Annotated in this window: 25 protein-coding genes; 12 read left to right on the forward strand and 13 right to left on the reverse strand. The window is 61.4% G+C overall.

From position 1 onward, the window contains the following. The first annotated feature begins 52 nt into the window (after nucleotides 1–52). The 5 genes from ATY02_RS13320 to ATY02_RS13340 all read left to right on the forward strand — a co-directional run bounded on the left by ATY02_RS13320 (nucleotide 53) and on the right by ATY02_RS13340 (nucleotide 2,783). Nucleotides 53–697: a GNAT family N-acetyltransferase gene (locus tag ATY02_RS13320; protein WP_068580710.1), complete on the forward strand. Its 645-nt coding sequence runs from the start codon at nucleotides 53–55 to the stop codon at nucleotides 695–697. Further along, nucleotides 694–1,464 carry an APH(3') family aminoglycoside O-phosphotransferase gene (locus ATY02_RS13325; protein WP_068580712.1) on the forward strand — a complete coding sequence of 257 codons (771 nt, stop codon included), beginning with the start codon at nucleotides 694–696 and terminating at the stop codon, nucleotides 1,462–1,464. Before ATY02_RS13320 ends, ATY02_RS13325 begins: the two co-directional genes overlap by 4 nt. Before the next feature lie 79 nt (nucleotides 1,465–1,543). Next, nucleotides 1,544–1,936 carry an MliC family protein gene (locus ATY02_RS13330; protein ID WP_068580714.1) on the forward strand — a complete coding sequence of 131 codons (393 nt, stop codon included), beginning with the start codon at nucleotides 1,544–1,546 and terminating at the stop codon, nucleotides 1,934–1,936. 236 nt (nucleotides 1,937–2,172) lie between these two features. After that, entirely contained in the window at nucleotides 2,173–2,331 is a 159-nt protein-coding gene (locus tag ATY02_RS13335; RefSeq protein WP_164487329.1) for a hypothetical protein, read from the forward strand. A gap of 131 nt (nucleotides 2,332–2,462) precedes the next feature. Continuing rightward, entirely contained in the window at nucleotides 2,463–2,783 is a 321-nt protein-coding gene (locus tag ATY02_RS13340) for a YbjQ family protein (RefSeq protein ID WP_068580716.1), read from the forward strand. 22 nt (nucleotides 2,784–2,805) lie between these two features. Here ATY02_RS13340 and ATY02_RS13345 read toward each other — a convergent pair whose 3' ends face one another. The 6 genes from ATY02_RS13345 to ATY02_RS13370 form a co-directional block, all read right to left on the reverse strand. Further along, the gene (locus tag ATY02_RS13345; RefSeq protein WP_068580718.1) at nucleotides 2,806–3,198 is read right to left on the reverse strand and encodes a VOC family protein; all 393 of its coding nucleotides are present in this window, start codon (nucleotides 3,196–3,198) and stop codon (nucleotides 2,806–2,808) included. A gap of 86 nt (nucleotides 3,199–3,284) precedes the next feature. Next, nucleotides 3,285–4,925 carry an ATP-binding cassette domain-containing protein gene (locus ATY02_RS13350; protein ID WP_068580720.1) on the reverse strand — a complete coding sequence of 547 codons (1,641 nt, stop codon included), beginning with the start codon at nucleotides 4,923–4,925 and terminating at the stop codon, nucleotides 3,285–3,287. Between the two features lie 184 nt (nucleotides 4,926–5,109). Next, entirely contained in the window at nucleotides 5,110–6,192 is a 1,083-nt protein-coding gene (gene modC, locus ATY02_RS13355; protein WP_068580722.1) for a molybdenum ABC transporter ATP-binding protein, read from the reverse strand. A 4-nt stretch (nucleotides 6,193–6,196) separates the two neighbouring features. Beyond that, nucleotides 6,197–6,877, reverse strand: coding sequence for a molybdate ABC transporter permease subunit (modB, locus tag ATY02_RS13360; RefSeq protein ID WP_068580724.1), 681 nt, complete (start codon nucleotides 6,875–6,877; stop codon nucleotides 6,197–6,199). Further along, nucleotides 6,878–7,645 (reverse strand): molybdate ABC transporter substrate-binding protein, encoded by a 768-nt coding sequence (modA, locus tag ATY02_RS13365; protein WP_068580726.1) that lies wholly within the window; start codon nucleotides 7,643–7,645, stop codon nucleotides 6,878–6,880. A 148-nt stretch (nucleotides 7,646–7,793) separates the two neighbouring features. Beyond that, nucleotides 7,794–8,858: an NAD(P)H-dependent flavin oxidoreductase gene (locus tag ATY02_RS13370; RefSeq protein ID WP_068580728.1), complete on the reverse strand. Its 1,065-nt coding sequence runs from the start codon at nucleotides 8,856–8,858 to the stop codon at nucleotides 7,794–7,796. A gap of 209 nt (nucleotides 8,859–9,067) precedes the next feature. On the opposite strand from ATY02_RS13370, the gene ATY02_RS13375 reads away from it, so the two are divergent. Beyond that, on the forward strand, nucleotides 9,068–9,556 hold the full coding sequence (locus ATY02_RS13375) for a GyrI-like domain-containing protein (RefSeq protein WP_068580730.1): 489 nt from the start codon (nucleotides 9,068–9,070) through the stop codon (nucleotides 9,554–9,556). Here ATY02_RS13375 and ada read toward each other — a convergent pair. From ada to ATY02_RS13400, 5 genes are all read right to left on the reverse strand, one after another. Then, nucleotides 9,520–10,593: a bifunctional DNA-binding transcriptional regulator/O6-methylguanine-DNA methyltransferase Ada gene (ada, locus tag ATY02_RS13380; RefSeq protein ID WP_068580780.1), complete on the reverse strand. Its 1,074-nt coding sequence runs from the start codon at nucleotides 10,591–10,593 to the stop codon at nucleotides 9,520–9,522. The two genes, ATY02_RS13375 and ada, sit on opposite strands and share 37 nt — an antisense overlap. A gap of 31 nt (nucleotides 10,594–10,624) precedes the next feature. After that, complete coding sequence (gene alkB, locus ATY02_RS13385; protein WP_068580732.1) at nucleotides 10,625–11,359, reverse strand: DNA oxidative demethylase AlkB; 735 nt, start codon at nucleotides 11,357–11,359, stop codon at nucleotides 10,625–10,627. Continuing rightward, nucleotides 11,349–12,065 (reverse strand): 2OG-Fe(II) oxygenase, encoded by a 717-nt coding sequence (locus ATY02_RS13390; protein ID WP_068580735.1) that lies wholly within the window; start codon nucleotides 12,063–12,065, stop codon nucleotides 11,349–11,351. The genes alkB and ATY02_RS13390 overlap by 11 nt, the downstream gene beginning before the upstream one ends. Nucleotides 12,066–12,152: 87 nt before the next feature. Next, nucleotides 12,153–12,323, reverse strand: a complete 171-nt coding sequence (locus ATY02_RS13395; RefSeq protein ID WP_164487328.1) for a hypothetical protein — start codon at nucleotides 12,321–12,323, stop codon at nucleotides 12,153–12,155. Between the two features lie 35 nt (nucleotides 12,324–12,358). After that, complete coding sequence (locus tag ATY02_RS13400; RefSeq protein ID WP_068580737.1) at nucleotides 12,359–12,661, reverse strand: DUF1883 domain-containing protein; 303 nt, start codon at nucleotides 12,659–12,661, stop codon at nucleotides 12,359–12,361. A gap of 210 nt (nucleotides 12,662–12,871) precedes the next feature. Here ATY02_RS13400 and ATY02_RS13405 point away from each other — a divergent pair, with 210 nt between their 5' ends. The 4 genes from ATY02_RS13405 (at nucleotide 12,872) to ATY02_RS13420 (ending at nucleotide 15,308) form a co-directional block, all read left to right on the forward strand. Continuing rightward, a complete protein-coding gene (locus ATY02_RS13405) occupies nucleotides 12,872–13,222 on the forward strand; it encodes a hypothetical protein (RefSeq protein WP_068580739.1) in 351 nt (116 codons plus the stop codon). Between the two features lie 218 nt (nucleotides 13,223–13,440). Then, nucleotides 13,441–14,091 carry a c-type cytochrome gene (locus tag ATY02_RS13410; RefSeq protein WP_068580741.1) on the forward strand — a complete coding sequence of 217 codons (651 nt, stop codon included), beginning with the start codon at nucleotides 13,441–13,443 and terminating at the stop codon, nucleotides 14,089–14,091. A 65-nt stretch (nucleotides 14,092–14,156) separates the two neighbouring features. Continuing rightward, nucleotides 14,157–15,008 (forward strand): c-type cytochrome, encoded by an 852-nt coding sequence (locus ATY02_RS13415; protein WP_164487365.1) that lies wholly within the window; start codon nucleotides 14,157–14,159, stop codon nucleotides 15,006–15,008. Between the two features lie 69 nt (nucleotides 15,009–15,077). Further along, on the forward strand, nucleotides 15,078–15,308 hold the full coding sequence (locus tag ATY02_RS13420; protein ID WP_068580745.1) for a hypothetical protein: 231 nt from the start codon (nucleotides 15,078–15,080) through the stop codon (nucleotides 15,306–15,308). 13 nt (nucleotides 15,309–15,321) lie between these two features. Here ATY02_RS13420 and ATY02_RS13425 read toward each other — a convergent pair whose 3' ends face one another. Then, nucleotides 15,322–15,603, reverse strand: coding sequence for a hypothetical protein (locus tag ATY02_RS13425; RefSeq protein WP_068580747.1), 282 nt, complete (start codon nucleotides 15,601–15,603; stop codon nucleotides 15,322–15,324). Between the two features lie 410 nt (nucleotides 15,604–16,013). Here ATY02_RS13425 and galU point away from each other — a divergent pair, with 410 nt between their 5' ends. After that, a complete protein-coding gene (gene galU / locus ATY02_RS13430) occupies nucleotides 16,014–16,853 on the forward strand; it encodes a UTP--glucose-1-phosphate uridylyltransferase GalU (RefSeq protein WP_011061681.1) in 840 nt (279 codons plus the stop codon). Between the two features lie 132 nt (nucleotides 16,854–16,985). Beyond that, a complete protein-coding gene (gene gorA / locus ATY02_RS13435) occupies nucleotides 16,986–18,344 on the forward strand; it encodes a glutathione-disulfide reductase (RefSeq protein WP_068580749.1) in 1,359 nt (452 codons plus the stop codon). Here the strand turns inward: gorA and ATY02_RS13440 are convergent, their stop codons facing one another. Further along, nucleotides 18,345–19,349 carry a DNA-binding protein gene (locus tag ATY02_RS13440; RefSeq protein ID WP_068580751.1) on the reverse strand — a complete coding sequence of 335 codons (1,005 nt, stop codon included), beginning with the start codon at nucleotides 19,347–19,349 and terminating at the stop codon, nucleotides 18,345–18,347. Nucleotides 19,350–19,378: the final 29 nt, after the last annotated feature.

Consider the following 19,378-nt stretch of genomic DNA (forward strand, 5'->3'; position numbering starts at 1 on the left):
TAGGATCGCTCCTTCCAAATCATGCCTAGAACGTTCGGAACGGAGTCAGAACATGTCGCCGACAGTGTTGCCCCAGGTTGCCTCGATGGCACTGAGGGCCAGGGAAATCACCCTGGCCGATGAGGCTGCGTTGCAGTGTTTCTTTGTTGCCAATCCGGATTATTTCCACATTGTGCATGGCTCTGCGCCACAGCCGGACGAGGCCCGGGACGAGATCCAGGACAGCTTGCCCGCGGGCTGGAGTTTTACTCGTAAATGGAAGATCGGGTTTTTCGATGCCCGGGATGAGTTGGTGGCGTTCAGCAGTATCGTCAGCGACCTGATGGTCGTGGGGGTCTGGCACATCGGCCTGTTCATGGTAGCGACTGCCCGCCAGGGCAGCGGTATCGCCCGGCAACTGCATCGAGCACTCCAAGACTGGGCCGGCCAGCAAGGTGCGCGCTGGTTGCGGTTGGTGGTCGTGGAGGACAACCTGCGGGCCCGGGCGTTTTGGAGCGGTTGTGGTTACGTCCTGGTTCGCCGTCGCGACGATATCGAGATGGGCCTGTTGCGCCACCGTGTACATATCATGGTCAAGCCTGTGGTCCAGGCCGGGCTCGCCGACTATCTGGAACTGATGCCGTATGACCGAAGCGAGCCGGCAGAACCTGTCGCCACTACGCCACCCTCTGGAGCGGCAGGGGCGCCCGGTCGATGAAGCTGCCTGCCAGTATCGCCCGCTTCATCGGTGAAGCGACCCTGCTGCCTGATACGATCGGCGAGTCGCCGTGCCAGGTGCATGGCTTTCGCCGTGGGGGCGAGGGGTTTTTCCTCAAGTCGTCGCCCGCGATCTTCGCACCCACCACCTACAGTGTGTTGCGCGAGGCCAGGGTGCTGGAGTGGTTGGCCGGGCGCCTGAAGGTACCCGAGCTGGTGCTGGTGGCGCAGGACCAGGAGCATGAGTTCATGATCACCCGCCAGGTACCGGGAGTGCCGCTGTCCGAGTTGATCGGTGAACCGCGGGTAGCATTGGAACTGTTCCAGATGGCCTTGCAGCGGGTGCAGGCGGTGCCAACACAGGGTTGTCCATTCGACTCGGGGATCGCAGTACGCCTCGCGGAGCTGGACTACCTGTTGGCCAATGGACTGTGCGCCGTGGAGCATGACCTCGGGCAATGGCCGGGCCTGGCCAGCGCCGAGGACTTGCGGGCCCGCTTGCAGGACAACAGGCCCAGGGAAGAGCTGCTGTTCTCCCACGGCGACCTGGGCGACAGCAATGTCTTCGTCGATGGGCGCGATGAGTTGCACTTCATCGACCTTGGGCGCGGTGGCCTGGCCGATCGCTGGCTGGATATTGCCTTCGTCCATCGTGACCTGCGCGAGCAGATCGGCCTGGAGATTGCCGATCAGTACCTGCGCGAGCTGGGGGTGCCGGACCAGTCCCTGCAGCGCGAATACTTCGAGCAACTGGACGAGCTGTTCTAGGGCGGGGAATCGGCATGGCTGAACTAAAAATGGAGCTGCCAGTCCCATCAGGCGTCTTATTCTGTCTGGGGGAAACACCATGAAAAACCGTCTCGCACCGCTCTGCGCCGCTGTCCTGGCTGCGGCCCTGCCGATCCTGGGCCAGGCCGCGCAGCCTCAGCCGGAGGTCCAGGAGCCGTCCTACCAGAGCCAGGTTGCGCGCTATCAGTGCGAAGGCAAGGTTCGTGTCGATGCCGCCTACCTGAACATCGACAATGGCACCTCGTTCGCCACCCTTTATTACAAGGACCAATTGATCCCCATGCATATCGCCCGCTCGGCCTCTGGAGCCTTGTATGTGGCGGACGACGAACAGAACAGCTTCCGCTGGCACACCAAGGGCAAGGAGGCCGTGCTGTCGTTCCTGGAGGCCGACCACACCGCCAAGGAGCAGGTCCTGCTCAAGGATTGCCAGGAAGTCGAGCCCCAATGAGGCCCTGGGCCTCGGTGTTGCCGAGGCAAAAAAAAGCCCGCGGGAGAGCGGGCGAACAACGTAGTTGCTTGAATGAGCAGGGCGACTATACAAGGCTCAAGCGGGCGCCTGGGTGAAACAAGTTTCATCTTCGAGCAGGACGCCAGCGTTGTTTGGTCGGCTGACTGCGGATCGTTGCCAGATCTGTTCTAACCTGATTGGGCGACTCGAAAATCCCTTCAGGAAGAGAGGTGGGCATGGCAATACAACGGCAGCGCCCTTATGAGCATGAAAGCAGCGATGAGACGGAGCCCTGCGAGGTCGAGCACAAGGAACCGCCACCGCAGACGTGGAAGCATCCGGACGATGGCAAGAGCCTGTCGGAACTGGATGAAGAGCGTCCCCTGAAACCCTGATACCAAGCCCCGCCATCGAGCGGGGCTGTCGTTCGTGGCCATCCCTGCGGCGCTCACTGCCGCTCTGCTACCATCGCCAGCGTTGCCGTCCCGGGCTATCGGGATGGGTTGTCCGCTCAAGGGAGAAACACATGATTGTCACCACCACCGCCCACATCGAAGGTCGCGAAATTGCCGCTTACCTGGACATCGTCAGTGCCGAATCTGTCCAGGGCATCAATGTGGTGCGCGATATGTTCGCCGGTATGCGCGACTTCTTCGGTGGCCGCTCCCAGACCCTGGAGCGAGCCTTGAAGGAGGCCCGCATCCAGGCCACCGACGAAATCAAGGAGCGTGCCCGCCAATGCCACGCCGATGCGGTGGTCGGGCTGGACTTCGAGATCAGCATGCCATCCGGACGTGGTGGCATGGTGGTGGTCTTTGCCACCGGGACGGCGGTCAAGCTCAAGTAGTCTTGCCCGCCAGCTTCCAGCTTCAGGCCCCGACCGGGGTGCACAATTCCACCAGGGTTCCGTCCGGGCAGCGTACGTAGGAGACGATCTGCCCCCAAGGCTTGCTGTTGGGGGCGGCGAGCTCCTGGGCTCCATAGCGCAGGGCCCTGGCGTGGGCCGCATGAACGTCGTCGGTGACCAGGCCCAGTTCCATGCCCAGAGGTTGTGGTGAGGCATGGGCGGCAACATGGCCCGTCTTGAAGTTCATCTCGGCCAGTTGATGGTCGGCAAAAGCCAGGGCCGTGCTGCCGGTTTCCAGTTCGCCGTAGGTGCCGGATTCATGCAGGAAACGGCGTTTGAAGCCGAAGGCCTGCTCGAAGAACTGCAAGGATTTTTCGACCTCGGGTACATAGATGATGGTGTAGCCGAACTGCATGGGTTGGCGCTCCCTGTCCATTGATGAAGGGGACAAATCTAGCATGAAGGCTTGTCCCTGGCGGGTGTTGGCGGCGTGATTTCAGTTCATGGGTGCAGCTCCCTGAGGTGCCAGCCCTGGGGGGACCATTCCAGGACATGGGTGACAACCAGGGCCTGGAGAAAATCCTGATCGTGGGAAGCCACTACCAGGGCGCCGGGAAAGTCTCGCAGGGCCCGTTCGAACGCCTGCACCGATTCCAGGTCGAGGTGGTTGGTGGGTTCGTCGAGCAACAGCAGGCGGGCCGGGGTGCCGTTCCACAGAGCCAGGGCCAGGGCGGCTTTCAACCGTTCTCCACCGCTGAGCAGGGCGCAGGGTTGCTGTACCCGCAGGGCATCCAGTTGCAGACGCGCCAGGCGGGTGCGCAAGGCGCTCTCTTCAAGAGGGGTGTCGGCTGTACCCAGTTGTTCGAGCAGTGAGCGTTGTGGGTCCAGTTGCGCCAGGTGCTGGTCCAGGTAGGCGCTGCTCACCGCTACCCGGCAATCGCCGCTCACAGGAGACAACAAGCCAGCAAGCATCTTCAGTAAGGTGGACTTGCCGCAACCGTTGGGCCCCACCAGGGCGATACGGGCTGGTCCGGTGACGTTGCAGGTCAGGTATGAGGAGGGTGCCTGGCTGTCCAACCATGGCAGTTGGGCTCGTTGCAGGTTGAGCACTGCCTGGCCAGCCTGCAGGGTCGTCGCGGGCAAGGTGAGCAGGGTCGGTTGCTCCGGGCCGACCCGGGCAAAGGCTTCGCGCACCTGATCGTCAAGAGCGCCTTTGTGCCCCTGGTGGGCCTGGCGCACCTTGCCCATGATGTCTCGCGCGGCGCCAAGCATCTTGGCCCGCTCGAATCCCGAGACATTGGCGGACTTGGCGTATTTACGCGATGCCGCAGCGTGGCGCTGGATGGTGTCGTGCTCGCGTTGCAGGCGCTTGTGTTCACGGCTGCGCTGGGTGCGGGCATGCTCCAGGGCCGTCTGGGCCGCTTGGTGATGAGCTTCGCGCTGGGCCTGGAACAGTGCGTAGTTGCCACCGTAGGCCTGCACCCCCTGGGGGGTGAGTTCAACGATGCGCTGCACCTGCATCAGCAGCTGGCGATCGTGGCTGACCAGGATCAGGCCGCCGCGCCATTGTTGGAGCTGCTCCATCAGCCAGTGCCTGCCAGCGCGGTCCAGGTGGTTGCTGGGCTCGTCGAGCAGCAGGAGCTCGGCGCCGCTGAGCAGGGCTCCGATCAGCACGACCCGGGCCAGCTGGCCGCCGCTCAGGGTGGCGGCGAGGTCATGCGGCTCGACGCTCTGCAGCCCCGAGGCGTCCAGGGCTTGGCGCAGGCGTTCGGCCAGGTCCCAGCGCTCATCGACCTGTTGCAGGTCGTTCAGACTGGCGGTGCCGCCTGCCAGGCGCTCAAGAGCTTCCAGGGCCTGGGCAAGCCCCGCGACCTGGGCGACGCTCTGCTGCGGTTGTGGCGATGGGTCCTGGGGCACATAGGCCAGGCGAGCGTTGCAGTTGATGCTGCCGGACGAGGCGGGCAGTTCACCGGCGATCAGGCGCAACAGCAGGGACTTGCCCATGCCGTTGCGCCCAACGATGGCCGTTGGTTGGCGATCGAATGTCAGGTTCAGGGCGTTGAACAGGATCTCGCCATTGGCGAATTGATAAGTCAGCTGGTTCAGGGAAACCAGCGCAGGCAGCCGTGTGACGTGAGTCATCAGCACCTCCGGAAAATGTGAGAACAGATCAACGAGCGCTATCGAGGCTCGTTGCGAGTACATTTCTGGAAGGCTTAGTTGTTCACGTCGGCAATCGTCCTGGGACGGGAAAGAAGGCGCGTAGCCTAACGCCGGAATATTTCTCCTGACAAGCACTTTGCTGCAATGAGCATCGCCCTGGGGGTCAAGCCAGGACCGCCACTGCCTTGATCTGCGCCCAGAGTTGCTGGCCTGGGTGCAGTTGAAGTTGGTCGCGGGAATAGCGGGTGATGCGCGCCAGCAGGGCAGAACCCATGGCATCCAGGCGCACCAGGACATGGGCGTTGTTGTCGGCCGGTATTTCTTCGCGGACAGTAACCGGCAGGCGATTGAGGATGCTGCTGTGTTCGCTGGCCTGCAGGCTCAGGCTGACATCCCGGGCCTGGACCTTGAAGCGTACGGTCTTGCCCGGCGCTACCGGCTCGTGAGCTACGCGCACCTGCAGGTCGCTACCGGGCAATTGCAGGTTCAGTAGCTGGTAAACCGAGTCGTAGGCACTGACCTGGCCTTGCAGCACCACACCAGCATCGTCCCCCTGGGCCAGCGGCAGATCGAGACGGGCCAGGGTTTCACCAATGGGCCCGCTGGCCAGGGCCTGACCCTCGCTGAGCAGGACGATGTGGTCGGCCAGGCGCGCTACTTCATCCTGGGAGTGGCTGACGTAGAGGACGGGGATGTCCAGCTCGTCGTGCAGGCGTTCCAGGTAGGGCAGGATTTCGTTCTTGCGCTTGGAATCCAGGGCGGCCAGGGGTTCGTCCATCAGCAACAGTCGGGGGCTGGTGAGCAGGGCCCGGGCAATGCCGATGCGCTGGCGCTCGCCACCCGACAGGTGCTGGGGATGGCGTTGCAGCAAGTGGCCGATACCCAGGAGTTCCGTCGCCTGGATCATGTCGACACGGCGCTGTGGCTTGGGGATGCGCCGTAGGCCGAATTCCAGGTTGGCCTGCACCGACAGGTGCGGGAACAGGCTGGCTTCCTGGAACACATAGCCCAGGGAGCGCTTGTGGGGCGGGACGAATAGCTTGCGCTGGCTGTCTTGCCAGAGTTCATCGTTGACCTGGATGCGTCCGCGTCCAGCGCGTTCCAGGCCAGCAATGCAGCGCAGGCAGGTGGTCTTGCCCGAACCTGAGTGGCCGAAGAGCGCGGTCACGCCTCGCCCAGGCAATTGCAGGTCCAGATCCAGGGCAAATTGGCGATAGTCCAGTTGCAGTGTGAGTTGGATGCTCATGGGGTCAGCTCCAGCCGGCCTTGGTCTTGCGGCTCGAATACAAGGCCAGCAGTACCAGGAACGAAAACACCAGCATGGCTCCGGCCAACCAGTGGGCCTGGGCGTACTCCATCGCCTCTACGTGGTCGTAGATCTGCACCGAGACCACCCGGGTCTTCTCTGGAATATTGCCGCCGATCATCAACACCACGCCGAACTCGCCGACGGTATGGGCAAAACCCAGGATCGAGGCGGTGATGAAGCCCGGCCGAGCCAGGGGCAGGATCACGCTGAAAAAGGTATCCCACGGATTGGCACGCAAGGTCGCGGCCACTTCCAGGGGGCGGCTGCCAATGGCCGAGAAAGCGTTCTGCAGCGGTTGTACGACAAAGGGCATGGAGTAGATCACCGAGCCCAGCACCAGGCCGCTAAAGCTGAAGGTCAGGGTACCCAGGCCCAGGGACTGAGTGAATTGGCCGAAGAAACCGTTGGGACCCAGGGCCAGCAGCAGATAGAAGCCGATCACCGTGGGCGGCAGGACCAGGGGCAGGGCCACCACGGCACCGACAGGTCCGCGTAGCCAGGAGCGAGTACGTGATAACCACAGGGCTATCGGAGTGCCGACGACCAGCAGGATCAGGGTGGTCAGGGACGCCAGTTTCAGGGTCAGCCAGATCGCGGAAAAATCGGCACTCGATAGGTTCATTTACAGTTGGTAGCCATAGGACTTGATGATCGCTGCCGCCTTCGGCCCCTTGAGGTAGTCAACCAGGGCCTTGGCGGCCGGGTTGTCCTTGCCCTTGTTGAGGATCACTGCATCCTGCTTGATCGGGTCATGCATGTCGCCCGGTACGATCCAGGCCGAACCGCCGGTGACCTTGCCATCCTTGTAGATCTGCGACAGGGCGACGAAGCCCAGCTCGGCATTGCCGGTGGAGACGAACTGGTAGGCCTGGGTGATGTTCTGGCCTTCGACGATCTTGCCCTTGACCTTGTCGGTCAGGCCCAGTTTGGCCAGGACCTGGGTAGCGGCCAGGCCATAGGGTGCGGCCTTGGGGTTGGCAATCGACAGGTGTTGGTACTGATTGTCCTTGAGTACCTGGCCCTTGCTGTCGACGTAGCCGTCCTTGGCCGACCACAGGGCCAGCGTACCGACGGCGTAGGTGAAGCGGGAGCCCTTGACGATGTCGCCTTCGCTCTCGAGTTTTTGCGGAGTGCTGTCGTCGGCGGAAAGGAACACTTCGAACGGCGCGCCATTCTTGATCTGGGTATAGAACTGTCCAGTGGCACCATAGGCGGCTACCAGCTTGTGCCCGGTGTCTTTCTCGAAGTCGGTGGCGATGGCCTGGATCGGTGCGGTGAAATTGGCTGCGACCGCAACCTGGACTTCAGCGGCCTGGGCCGAACCGAGGGCGAAGACGGCGAGCAGGGTGGCGAGGCAAGTCGGGGCAAAACCTGGGACGCGAAGGTTCATCGAACAGCTCCATTGGGCAAGGAAAGCGTTGGGCGGTGGGTGGTTGCAAGGGGGCGTGCCAACGCGGGGGAATCGCTGTGTAGCGAAATATATAGCGATTTGCCGACGAACGGAACTGTGCCGCGACCTGGGTCGCGGCCAGGTTCCATCAACGCCTGCGCAGTTGGGCCAGGGCCTGTTCGGCCAGGCGCAGGGTCAGCTCGTAGGCTGGCAGTTCCACGCCCAGGCGCAGCGCTTGCCCGGACCAGAGGTTGGCGAAGTCCGCTTCGCCCTTGGCTCGCAGAGGCAGCAGCGCACCGCCGGCGCGAGGAAAGGCCGGGGCCAGGGGGCTGATGGGGCCGACTTCACGCATGATGCGGTTGACGATGCCGCGGGCCGGACGCCCGGTGAACAGGTTGGTCAGCGCCGTCTGGCTTTCCTTGGCGGTCCGCAGGGCCTGGTGATGAGCGGCGCTGACCTTGGCCTCTGGAGTGAACAGGTAAGCCGTGCCGATCTGTACCGCGGATGCTCCCAGGGCCAGCGCCGCGACGATGCCCCGGGCATCGCCAATGCCGCCAGCGGCAATCACTGGAACCTTCACCGCATCGGCAACCTGCGGAACCAGGGCCATGGTGCCGACCTGGGTATTGAGGTCGTCGCTGAGGAAGATCGCCCGGTGACCGCCGGCTTCATAACCCATGGCGATGATCGCATCGCAACCGCGAGCCTCCAGCCACAACGCCTCGTCCACGGTGCTGGCCGAAGACAGGATCTTCGCGCCGGTGGCCTTGACCCTGGCCAAGAGCGTGGGCTCCGGCAACCCGAAGTGGAAACTCACCACCTCGGGACGCAGCTCTTCCACCAGTCGGCAGCTGGTTTCATCGAAGGGCGCGCGATCGCTGACTGGTGTCGGCGCGTCGAAATCGACGCCCAGTTCGCGATAGTAGGGCTCCAGGGCGTTTTTCCAGCGCTCTTCACGCTCCGCATCGACCGGCTGCGGTTGATGGCAGAAAAAGTTGAGATTCAGCGGGTGATGGCTGGTCGAACGAATGACCTGCACCTCCTGGCGGATCTGCTCGGGGCTGAGCATGGCACAGGGGAGCGACCCCAGGGCTCCGGCACGGGCGGCGCCAATGACCATGGCGGAGCCGGCGGGACCGGCCATCGGTGCTTGAATGATCGGCAGGTCGATTCCCAGCAGGTCCAGGAGGCGGGTATCAGTCCATGGGCTCATTTGACGTGGTTCTCCAGCGGCGGTTTTAGACGATGCTGCGCAGGTTTTAGCAGGAGACGGCAGGCTGAGGCCAGTCGGATTTTCCTCTCGGAGGCAAGTGAGCCGTGCGGGCTGCGACTGCAAGAGGGGGGCTGGGCTGTCGAGGCCGCCAGACAGGCGCTAGACTGCGGCGATTTTTCACTCATCGCATTATCAAAGGAAGGCCGACCATGGATGTAAAACTGCGCCAAGTGCAGCCCTTCAGTGTGGCTGGATTGCAGGTACGTACCCTCAATGCCCATGAGCAACAGCCAGGCACTGCCTTGATCGGCCCGATGTGGCAGCGTTTCTACGTCGAGAATCTGTACGACAAGATTGCGCCAAGGCAGGAAGACTCGTTCGTCTATGGGGTTTATTCCAACTACGAGTCCGATGCTACGGGATACTTCGACGTGACCGCCGGTGTCGCGCTGGATGGGGCCTGCGTCGAGTATCCCGGTGTCCAGATCCAGGGCGGTGAATACCTGGTGTTCAGTGCCAAGGGGGCCATGCCGGAGTGCGTGATCCAGGCCTGGGGATTCATCTGGGCCTACTTCCAGGACAACCCCCAGGTGCGTCGTGCCTATGCCACCGATTTCGAGGTCTATACCAGCGCCGATTCGGTGGCGATCTACATCGGTGTTCAGGCCTCGGACGAGCCTTCGCGCTCCAGCAACTGACGCTTGCGCTCCACGCCCCAGCGATAGCCTGACAGGTTGCCATCACTGCGCACCACCCGGTGGCAGGGGATGGCCACTGCCAGGCTATTGGCGGCGCAGGCCTGGGCCACGGCCCGGCAGGATCGCGGGGCGCCTATGCGTCGGGCAATCTCGGTGTAGCTGACCGTGCTGCCGGCGGGGATGCTCCTCAGGGCTTGCCATACCCGCTCCTGGAACGCCGTGCCGCGCAGGTCCAGGGGCAGGTTCAGGCCAATGGCCGGCGCTTCGATGAATCCCACCACCTGGGCCACCAATCGCTCGAACGAGTCATCGGCGCCGATCAAGTTGGCCTTGGGGAACTTGTCCTGCAACTCTTCCACCAGCAGGTTGGGGTCGTCTCCCATGAGGATGGCGCAGACCCCGCGCTCGCTTTGTGCCACCAGAATCGCCCCGAGGGAGCATTGGCCCACGGCAAAGCGAATGTCGTTGTTGGGGCCGCCAGCGCGGTAGTCGCTGGGCTTCATGCCCAGGAGCTGGTCCGCAGCCTCATAGAAACGGCTGTTGGAGTTGAACCCGGCGTCGTACAGGGCATCGGTCACCGAGTGGCCGCGCTGCAGGTGCGAGCGTACCTTGCGCGAGCGCTGTGCATTGGCATAGCCCCTTGGTGTCAGGCCCGTGGCGGCCTTGAACACTCGATGGAAGTGGTAGCTGCTCATGCCGGCCTGTTGTGCCAGTTGTTCCAGGCTGGGTACCGACTCGGCGCTTTCGATCTGGCGACAGGCTGCGGCCACCACGGCCCCATGATGTGCTGCGACCTGGGTCTGGTCGCTGGCCAGTCGCTTGCTGGGACGGTAGCCCGCGGCTTCGGCCTGTTCGGCGCTGTCGAAGAACTCGACGTTCTCCGCCTTCGGCAACCGTGACAGGCTGCTGGGGCGGCAATACACGCCGGTGGTGCGCACGGCATAGACGAAGCTGGCGTCGGCGTTGGCATCGCGCCTGAGCACGGCCTGCCAGCGGGGATCCTGTTCGATGCGATGTTTACGTGACGTCGCGTTCATGGTCGATTCTCGATGGGTGATGCCGGCCAGGTTAGTCATTCGGACGCTGCCCGGCACTCCGGGTCTTGCGTTCGAATTCCTGGCCGGCCCCGGCCTGGCGAAACGTCAGGTTGATCCGCTGTTGGCCCAGCAGGGCGTGAGTCCCTTCCTTGATCGGCATCACGCCGTGGAAGCGCAGGCGGTCTACTCCACCCCAGACCACTACGTCGCCGTGCAGCAATGGCACTCGCTGGCTCTTGTCACTGCGTTGCTGGCCGCCGAATAGAAAGATCGCTGGCAAGCCCAGGGACAATGACACGATTGGGGCCCGGTAGTCGCGTTCGTTCTTGTCCTGGTGCAAGGACATCTTCGCCCCGGGCCGGTAGCAGTTGATCAGGCAGGAATCGGGAGAAAACCCGGTGAAGCCGGCCGCATCCGCCGCCGCCTGGGCCAGCTGTCGAAATACCTCGGGCATCGCTGGCCACGGGCGTGAGCTCTGCGGGTCCACCGGGCTGTAGCGATAGCCACTGGGGTCGGTGGTCCAGCCCAGCTGTCCGCAACTGCTTAGGCCGACCGACATGCTGAAGCCGCCTGGCGTCACCATGTGGCGAAAGGGCGCCTGCTCCAGAACCCGTTCCAGCTGTGGCAGCAGGTGCTCGACCCAGGGCAGGGCGAAGCCTCGCAATACACGAGACTGCGGGCCAAGTACCTGGATGTGCGCAGGCTGTTGCAGGTCCTCTTCGCTGAAGAGTCCGAGGCTTGCGGGCCCCAGGTCATCACAATGCATCGTGGAAAATCACTCCGAGGGTATGGCGCTGGCCACTGAGCACGCGGCTGACGCCGTGGCGCATGGTCACTCGATAATGGCCGCGAGAGCCTTTGACTGGTCGATGGTGCACGGCGAAGAGCAGGCCATCACCTTGCTTCAGACCAATGACCTGCGGACGCGATTGCATGCGTGGGCGCTGCTCGGTGAGCACCAGTTCACCACCGCTGAAGTCTGTTCCTGGTTGCGATAGCAGGAAGACCGCTTGCAGGGGAAATACATGCTCGCCATACACGTCCTGGTGCAGGCAGTTGTAGTCCCCGGCGCCGTATTGCAACAACAACGGCGTGGGGCGTTGCTGGCCGGCAGCGTGGCAACGCTGGAGAAAGTCCAGGTGTTCCCTGGGGTAGCGTGTATCGATGCCCAGTGTCTGGTTCCAGCGGTTGGCCAGGTCCACCAGGTAAGGGTAGATTCGCTGGCGCAACTCGGCCACGGGGTCTGGCAGTGGGTAGCGAAAGTACTGGTATTGGCCTAGCCCGAAGCCATGGCGGGCCATGAGGACCTTCGAGCGGAACCGGCCGGTGTCTTGATAGAGGCTGCTCATGGCCTGGCATTCAGCCTTGTTGAGCAAGCCTTCGAGCCGGGCGCAGCCATCCTGGTCGAGGGCCTGTTCGATGCAGGCCCAGTCAAACCGTTGCAGGCGTTCATGGAGAGGGGAGAGAGGCATGGCGAGACGGTCCTGGATGCGAATGACTCCAGCCAGTCTGCGGTTCACCTGCTCGGCAAACACTCCGATGCTTGCGCTGGAATCCGTTTACAGGGCCTTGCTCACACTGACATCGCTGATGACATCGGTACTCTGGCCATGCAGGGCCAGTAGCGCGGCATGGGCTTCTTCGGCGGTACCGTTCTGGAGTTGGGCGAATTCGAAGCGGCGCTCGCCGTTGAGCTTGTATTTGATGACGTACTTGGTGGTCTTGGACACGGGATTACCTGTTGGCGCAAGGAGCAGGCTGAGGGCTAGCGCAGTTTCGAGGTGGAGCGGCGGATGATGCGGATCGAATGCGTGAGGGTCGGCTTACGGGTGACGCTGATGGCTCGCCGACTGACGGTATCGATGGTGATGTTCCAGAATCCGGTGCTGGGCGCGGTGATCTTTGCCGGGAACTTGTCGAAGGCACCGCCGTGGTACGTATGGCGACCGCCGTTCTTGAAACTGCGGAAGTTGGCATCATTCATGAGGCGGATGTTGCAGACCTGGGAGCACTCGATGACGACAATGTCGTCCTCGTTCAGGTGCTCGCGCTGGTGGATGAATTTCATGGGCGCCTCCAGATGGGCTATTACAAAGCAAACAACGTTTGCGTGGGCGATGCTGCAGTTTATCAGGCCCAAGGGTTTATGATTCGGCCCCGCTGTCGGACTTTGACAATTTAAAACAGTTATTTGGATTTTTATCGGCGATAAAAGCCGTGCCTCCGGAGAAAAACAGCAGCTTTACTGTCGGAGGGATTTTATTGGAGATTTCATATTATGAAGCGGTGGGTATGGGTTCTGGCGTTGGCAATGGGTGGTTGCTCAACCGTTTCGGATATCAATCAGACGCCGCCGACCTTGAACGTCATTTCAGGCAAGAAGCCTGATGAGTACGCCAAGTGCTTGGCCGAGAAACTCTCCAAGAGCCGTGGAGCCTTGCAGGTGGAGCCCCACAAGGGTGGGTATCGGGTGATTGTGCCGCAAAGCCTGTCTTCGGCACCTGCAGCGGTTTTCTACATTGATGAGCGGTCCTCGGGTAGCAGCATCAAGTTGCACGAACAGATGTCCAACAACCCGTTGCGTCCTCAGGATGTGCTTACTGCTGGGGAAAAATGCATCTCGGGCTGACCTGCGCCAAGTTCAGTCCCCAAAAAAGCCAGTCGAGACTCTCATCGCTAGCGGCATGAGTCTCGACTGGCTTTTTTGTTGCTCCGAAGAACTCGGAGGGCTCATGTAGCGCGAATGGCGAAGGCTAATTTTGCGTTGTCGGTGTGGATCGATTGTCCTACTATTTGCTCGCTTATATCTACTAAGTCTAAGCATATAACTAGAATAATGGAGTTCATATGATCCCACTGGATCGAATGCTATTGAGTGGCCTGATGCTACTGTTTGTGCAAACTGCCCATGCCGTGGATGGACAGAAAATCTTCACCCAGGGAGGCTCCCAGCCAGGGGCGGCGGCTTGCATGGCTTGTCATGGTGCGGATGGAATGGGCCTGGCGCCTGCCGGGTTTCCGCGCCTTGCCGGGTTGCCGGCCAGCTACCTGAGCAAGCAACTGCATGATTTTCGCAGTGGCGCCCGCACTAGCCCGGTCATGCAGCCGCTGGCCAAGGCCCTGACTGAAGACGAAATCACCGCCATCACCAGCACCCTGGCTTCCATGCCCGCCCCGAAGACTCCCCTGAGCAATCGTGGCCAATTGGCCGAAGGTGTCGGTGAGCGCCTGGCACTGCGAGGAGCCTGGGACCGACAGGTTCCGGAGTGTGTCAGTTGCCATGGTCCTGGTGGTGTAGGTGTCGGCCAGGCTTTTCCGCCTCTTGCCGGGCAGCCTGCCACTTACCTGGTGGCGCAGCTGAACGCTTGGCGCGAAGGTGGGCGGCACAATGATCCCAACAACCTGATGGGGCATATCGCCAAGTCCCTGAGTGCCGAAGAAGTGACGGCCGTGGCGGATTACTTCGCCAGTCTGGGCCAGAAGGAGGCGCATCAATGAAGCTGTTGATTGCAGGGGGACTGATGAGCCTGCTGGCGGCCCAGGTACAGGCAGCCAATATCGCCATGGAAGATCAGTCGCAGATTCCGGCGCCGAGCGCTACTGCCCACACCGAGTATTTCAAGCCGCCAGCCGAGAGCGAATTGCCTGACAATGCCTATGGCAAGCTGGTGCGAGAGGGGCATGCGCTGTTTGTCGATACCAAGCGTCTGGCACCGCAGTATGTGGGCAATGGACTCAATTGCAGCAATTGCCACCTCGACCAGGGGCGCCTGGCCAACTCCGCGCCGTTGTGGGGCGCCTACCCGATGTATCCCGCTTATCGCAAGAAAAACGACAAGGTCAATACCTTCGCCGAGCGTCTGCAGGGGTGCTTCCAGTTCAGCATGAACGGCGGCAAGCCGCCTGCGGCGGACAGTCCGGAAATCACTGCGTTGTCGGTGTATGCCTATTGGCTGGCGAGCAAGGCCCCCTTGGGCGTCGAGTTGCCCGGTCGCGGTTATCCTGATGTGCCGCCGCCTGCCAAGGGGTATGACCTCAAGCGCGGGGCTGCGGTCTATCAGGCGCAGTGCTCGATCTGTCATGGCGACCAGGGGCAGGGCCAGAAAGCCGGTGCGGACTATGTCATGCCGCCGCTTTGGGGCAAGGACTCCTACAACTGGGGGGCGGGAATGCACCGGATCAATACCGCCGCGTCTTTCATCAAGCACAACATGCCTTTGGGTAAAGGGGGCAGCTTGAGTGATGAGCAGGCTTGGGATGTCGCCGCTTTCGTCAATAGCCATGAGCGGCCCCAGGATCCGCGGCTGGTGGAAGGCTCCATCGAGAAGACCCGCCTCAAGTTCCACGCCAATGATGGAGTGAATCTGTATGGCCAGACGGTAGATGGGGTGCTGATAGGCCAGGGCATCCGATAAACTATGCTCTATCGTCACCGATGCCGCCCGGGTCCGCGCCCGGGCGGCATCGTTTTTTTGGGAGAGAGCATGAAGCGGGAACACGTCAGGGAAAAGCATGCAGAGGGCTTGATCTCTGCCACCCATGTGATCCAGAACCCGGCCAACTCGGGAGAATGGATCGTGTTTTTCAAGAAGAGTGCCGGGCGCAGCTACTTCCTGGTAGATGACAGCGACGAAGTGGAGTCCTTTACTCGCCTGGACGACTTGATCGAGACCATCCGTGGCCTGGGTATCAAGTTCGCCGAAATCCACATGTAGCGAATTTTTCCTCTTACTTGCAGACCACCACTACGCTACGGCTCTTGTAGTTGCCGACGTCGGCACCCAGCGTCTTTTCGCTGTCGCTGGGGGCTGGAGTGCCTTGGGTACCGATGATCCGATAGCCCGTGCCGGCGCAGGAGGCTTCGGCTTTCTCATAGCAGCTGGCCCAGGAGCCGGCCTCGCCAGAGCAGTCGATGCTCAACGCCTGCTCGCCATCGGCCAGGTAGGTGTCGGTGATGCTGGCGCAACCGCTCAGGGCTAGGGCGGTGGTCATTGCGAGGATTTTTTTCATGGATACACCTGGCGGGAGCAAGCAGAGATCTGATGGCGATGCTATAGCTAATGGCCATTTCGGTATAGCGCATCCTGGGGCTTCTGGTCGGCACGAGCCGATGCATTGCGCTGGTGGCCTTGATCCTGTCGGCCATACTGTGTCGAGTGCCGAGGGGTGGCTACGGGTAGGCTGGAGTGGGGTGAACAGGCCTGATCGTGATTGTTCAGGATTGGCTGAAGGCCCCGGCCAGCGGGCCTCATCGTGTTGAGAGTGGTTCTCTTGCAAGCTATCTGGAACTCGCGGTGGAACTATCTGGCGCTTTATTTCTCTATGATGGCAGCGGATAGCCAGTGTGGGGCATTGTAAGGTGCTCGCCGCCTGATTAGACTGCGCCGAAACTTGTAAGCACAGCCTTTTTAAGGACTCATATGATCAAGAAATGCTTGTTCCCAGCAGCCGGTTACGGTACTCGCTTCCTGCCAGCGACTAAGGCCATGCCCAAAGAGATGCTGCCGGTGGTGAACAAGCCACTGATCCAGTACGGCGTAGAAGAAGCGCTGGATGCCGGATTGAATGAAATCTCCATCGTGACTGGCCGCGGCAAGCGTGCGCTCGAAGACCACTTCGACATCAGCTACGAGCTGGAAAACCAGATCAAGGGCACCGACAAGGAAAAATACCTGGTCGGTATCCGCAAGCTGTTGGACGAGTGCTCGTTCTCCTACACTCGCCAGACTGAAATGAAAGGTCTGGGTCATGCGATTCTCACTGGCCGTCCGCTGATCGGCGACGAACCTTTCGCTGTGGTGCTGGCCGACGACCTGTGCGTCAACCTCGAAGGTGACGGCGTACTGACCCAGATGGTCAAGCTGTACAAGCAGTTCCGTTGCTCGATCGTGGCCATCCAGGAAGTCGATCCGCAGGAAACCAACAAGTACGGCGTGATTGCCGGCGAGATGATTCGCGACGATATCTACCGTGTGCACAGCATGGTCGAGAAGCCGAAGCCTGAAGATGCACCTTCGAACCTGGCGATCATTGGTCGCTACATCCTGACTCCGGACATCTTCGATCTGATCGAGCAGACCGAGCCGGGCAAGGGTGGCGAGATCCAGATCACCGACGCGCTGATGAAGCAGGCGCAAAATGGCTGCGTAATGGCCTACAAGTTCAAGGGCAAGCGTTTCGACTGCGGTGGTGCCGAAGGCTACATCGATGCGACCAACTTCTGCTTCGAGAACTTCTACAAGACCGGCAAGGCTTACTGATAGCCGCTGTGCGGACCTGTCTGGAAAAGCCACCTTCGGGTGGCTTTTTCATTTATCGCCCTTATGTCCATCCTCTGCGCTGACCCGCTCGCCAACTGAGGTTATGCTTGTCAGCCTGCCTGGGAGAGTGAAATGGCCTACGATTTTGATCTTTATGTAATAGGTGCCGGTTCCGGTGGTGTACGTTGCGCGCGATTCGCCGCAGGCTTCGGAGCCAAGGTTGCGGTGGCTGAAAGCCGGTATCTGGGAGGCACCTGCGTCAATGTCGGCTGCGTGCCGAAAAAACTCTTGGTGTACGGTGCCCACTTCGCTGAAGACTTCGAGCAGGCCTCGGGTTTTGGCTGGAATCTTGGCGAAGCGAACTTCGACTGGGCGACCCTGATCGCCAACAAGGATCGTGAGATCAACCGCCTCAATGGCATCTACCGTAATTTATTGGTCAATAGCGGTGTGACCCTGCACGAGGGCCACGCCAGGCTCATCGACCCGCATCAGGTGGAAGTCAATGGCCAGCGCTACACCGCCAGGCACATCCTGATCGCCACCGGTGGCTGGCCGCAGATCCCGGATATTGCAGGGCGCGAACATGCCATCAGTTCCAATGAGGCGTTCTACCTCAAGGAGCTGCCCAAGCGCATCCTGGTCGTAGGTGGTGGTTATATTGCGGTGGAGTTCGCCGGGATCTTCCATGGCCTGGGAGCCGATACCCAATTGCTGTATCGCGGGGATCTGTTCCTGCGGGGCTTTGATGGTGCGGTACGCAAGCATTTGCAGGAAGAACTGACCAAGCGCGGCCTGGGACTGCAGTTCAATGCCGATATCGAGCGTATCGACAAGCAGGCCGACGGCAGCCTCCAGGTCACCCTCAAGGACGGTCGTACGCTGCTGACCGACTGTGTGTTCTACGCCACCGGGCGTCGGCCGATGCTCGACAACCTGGGCTTGGAAAACACTGGGGTCAAGCTCGACAAGCGCGGTTTTGTCGAGGTCGATGACCTGTACCAGACCAGCGAGCCATCAGTCTTGGCCATTGGCGACGTCATCGGGCGCGTCCAGTTGACTCCGGTCGCCTTGGCCGAAGGCATGGCGGTGGCACGCCGCCTGTTCAAGCCCGAGCAGTATCGCCCGGTGGATTACCGGATGATTCCCACTGCCGTGTTCAGCTTGCCGAATATCGGCACCGTTGGCATGAGCGAAGAGCAGGCCCGTGAAGCGGGGCATGAGGTGCAGATTTTCGAAAGCCGCTTCCGGCCGATGAAGCTGACGCTCACTGAATGCCAGGAGCGTACGCTCATGAAGCTGGTGGTCGATGCGCAGACCGATAAGGTGCTGGGCTGCCACATGGTCGGCCCGGATGCCGGTGAAATTGTCCAGGGCCTGGCGATCGCGCTGAAGGCTGGGGCGACCAAGCGCGACTTCGACGAAACCATTGGCGTGCACCCCACGGCTGCCGAAGAGTTCGTAACCATGCGTACCCCTGTCGCGGGCTGATCAGGAGCCCGCTGTAGCGCCTGGCTGTGCCTTGCTGCCAGCCAGGCGCAGCGCCTCCAGGCTGGCTTCAGCCTTGGCGGCGCGTAGCTCCATGTCCTTGCTGGCCTGGGACTGTTTGTCGTGGTTCTCCTTCAGAGCCAGGATTTCCTCCGAGGCCACGCGCAGGCGTTCCTGCAGTAGGGCGCCTTCGCTGTCCAGTCGCGCCAACTGCTCGCTGAGTTGGGATTGTCGGGTTGTGCTCTTGTTCGCCATCTCCTGGGCTTGCTTGAGTTCCTTGCCGGTTGCTCGCTGTTCGCTGAGCAGGCGTTCATTATCGCGATGCAGCTGGGTGATTTCATCCTGGCGTACCAGGGCGCTCTGTTGGGCCTGGCGCAGTTCCATCTGTACCTGTTGCATTTGCCCTTCGTGGCGACGCAGTTCCTGTTCGCGCTGCTCCTTGCTGGCGGCACGGTAGTGCTCCAGGGCATCACGGGCATGCAGGTGCTTCTCTTCCAGCGAGTGGATTCGCTGTTCTTTGTCCGCAAGGCGCAGGTCGGCGTCCTTGAGTGCCTGATTGAGCTCGGCGCTGCGGGTCTGCTCCGCATGCAGCATGGCTCGGACGTCCTGTAGCGCGGCGCTTTCACTGGCCAGGGCATTGGCTTGGGCCTGCAGTTGTCCTTGCAGTTGCTCCTGATGCTGGCGCATTTCATCCAGCTGCTGCTCAAGGGCCTGCTTCTGCGATTCGAAGTGGGAGAGGGCTTGTTCCAGAGGCTCTTGCGCCTGCTCCTGGAGGCGCTGGGCCAGCCTTCCTACCAATTCTCCCAGTTCTTCATCCAGGGGTACGGGGCCTATATCGCGACGGCCAGCACCATCATCCAGCTCTTTCAGGTAGCGATGGATGGTGGTCTTCGAGCCGGTATTACCCATTTCTATACGTACCGCATCGATGCTCGGGTGACCGCCGCGGGCAAGGATTGCCTGGCGTGCTTTTTTCACCACCGCTTTATTGATGCCTCCACGAGCCATGCTACCTCCAACGATTTAATACTGTGTTA

It is taken from the genome of Pseudomonas sp. BIOMIG1BAC (assembly GCF_001705995.2).
Classification (GTDB): domain Bacteria; phylum Pseudomonadota; class Gammaproteobacteria; order Pseudomonadales; family Pseudomonadaceae; genus Aquipseudomonas; species Aquipseudomonas sessilinigenes.

Excerpts from the sequence above, each read along its gene's own strand:
- ATY02_RS13320 (WP_068580710.1), top strand. The coding sequence starts at position 53 with ATGTCGCCGACAGTGTTGCCCCAGGTTGCCTCGATGGCACTGAGGGCC.
- ATY02_RS13325 (WP_068580712.1), top strand. The coding sequence starts at position 694 with ATGAAGCTGCCTGCCAGTATCGCCCGCTTCATCGGTGAAGCGACCCTG.
- ATY02_RS13330 (WP_068580714.1), top strand. The coding sequence starts at position 1,544 with ATGAAAAACCGTCTCGCACCGCTCTGCGCCGCTGTCCTGGCTGCGGCC.
- ATY02_RS13335 (WP_164487329.1), top strand. The coding sequence starts at position 2,173 with ATGGCAATACAACGGCAGCGCCCTTATGAGCATGAAAGCAGCGATGAG.
- ATY02_RS13340 (WP_068580716.1), top strand. The coding sequence starts at position 2,463 with ATGATTGTCACCACCACCGCCCACATCGAAGGTCGCGAAATTGCCGCT.
- ATY02_RS13345 (WP_068580718.1), bottom strand. The coding sequence starts at position 3,198 with ATGCAGTTCGGCTACACCATCATCTATGTACCCGAGGTCGAAAAATCC.
- ATY02_RS13350 (WP_068580720.1), bottom strand. The coding sequence starts at position 4,925 with ATGACTCACGTCACACGGCTGCCTGCGCTGGTTTCCCTGAACCAGCTG.
- modC (WP_068580722.1), bottom strand. The coding sequence starts at position 6,192 with ATGAGCATCCAACTCACACTGCAACTGGACTATCGCCAATTTGCCCTG.
- modB (WP_068580724.1), bottom strand. The coding sequence starts at position 6,877 with ATGAACCTATCGAGTGCCGATTTTTCCGCGATCTGGCTGACCCTGAAA.
- modA (WP_068580726.1), bottom strand. The coding sequence starts at position 7,645 with ATGAACCTTCGCGTCCCAGGTTTTGCCCCGACTTGCCTCGCCACCCTG.
- ATY02_RS13370 (WP_068580728.1), bottom strand. The coding sequence starts at position 8,858 with ATGAGCCCATGGACTGATACCCGCCTCCTGGACCTGCTGGGAATCGAC.
- ATY02_RS13375 (WP_068580730.1), top strand. The coding sequence starts at position 9,068 with ATGGATGTAAAACTGCGCCAAGTGCAGCCCTTCAGTGTGGCTGGATTG.
- ada (WP_068580780.1), bottom strand. The coding sequence starts at position 10,593 with ATGAACGCGACGTCACGTAAACATCGCATCGAACAGGATCCCCGCTGG.
- alkB (WP_068580732.1), bottom strand. The coding sequence starts at position 11,359 with ATGCATTGTGATGACCTGGGGCCCGCAAGCCTCGGACTCTTCAGCGAA.
- ATY02_RS13390 (WP_068580735.1), bottom strand. The coding sequence starts at position 12,065 with ATGCCTCTCTCCCCTCTCCATGAACGCCTGCAACGGTTTGACTGGGCC.
- ATY02_RS13400 (WP_068580737.1), bottom strand. The coding sequence starts at position 12,661 with ATGAAATTCATCCACCAGCGCGAGCACCTGAACGAGGACGACATTGTC.
- ATY02_RS13405 (WP_068580739.1), top strand. The coding sequence starts at position 12,872 with ATGAAGCGGTGGGTATGGGTTCTGGCGTTGGCAATGGGTGGTTGCTCA.
- ATY02_RS13410 (WP_068580741.1), top strand. The coding sequence starts at position 13,441 with ATGATCCCACTGGATCGAATGCTATTGAGTGGCCTGATGCTACTGTTT.
- ATY02_RS13415 (WP_164487365.1), top strand. The coding sequence starts at position 14,157 with ATGGAAGATCAGTCGCAGATTCCGGCGCCGAGCGCTACTGCCCACACC.
- ATY02_RS13420 (WP_068580745.1), top strand. The coding sequence starts at position 15,078 with ATGAAGCGGGAACACGTCAGGGAAAAGCATGCAGAGGGCTTGATCTCT.
- ATY02_RS13425 (WP_068580747.1), bottom strand. The coding sequence starts at position 15,603 with ATGAAAAAAATCCTCGCAATGACCACCGCCCTAGCCCTGAGCGGTTGC.
- galU (WP_011061681.1), top strand. The coding sequence starts at position 16,014 with ATGATCAAGAAATGCTTGTTCCCAGCAGCCGGTTACGGTACTCGCTTC.
- gorA (WP_068580749.1), top strand. The coding sequence starts at position 16,986 with ATGGCCTACGATTTTGATCTTTATGTAATAGGTGCCGGTTCCGGTGGT.
- ATY02_RS13440 (WP_068580751.1), bottom strand. The coding sequence starts at position 19,349 with ATGGCTCGTGGAGGCATCAATAAAGCGGTGGTGAAAAAAGCACGCCAG.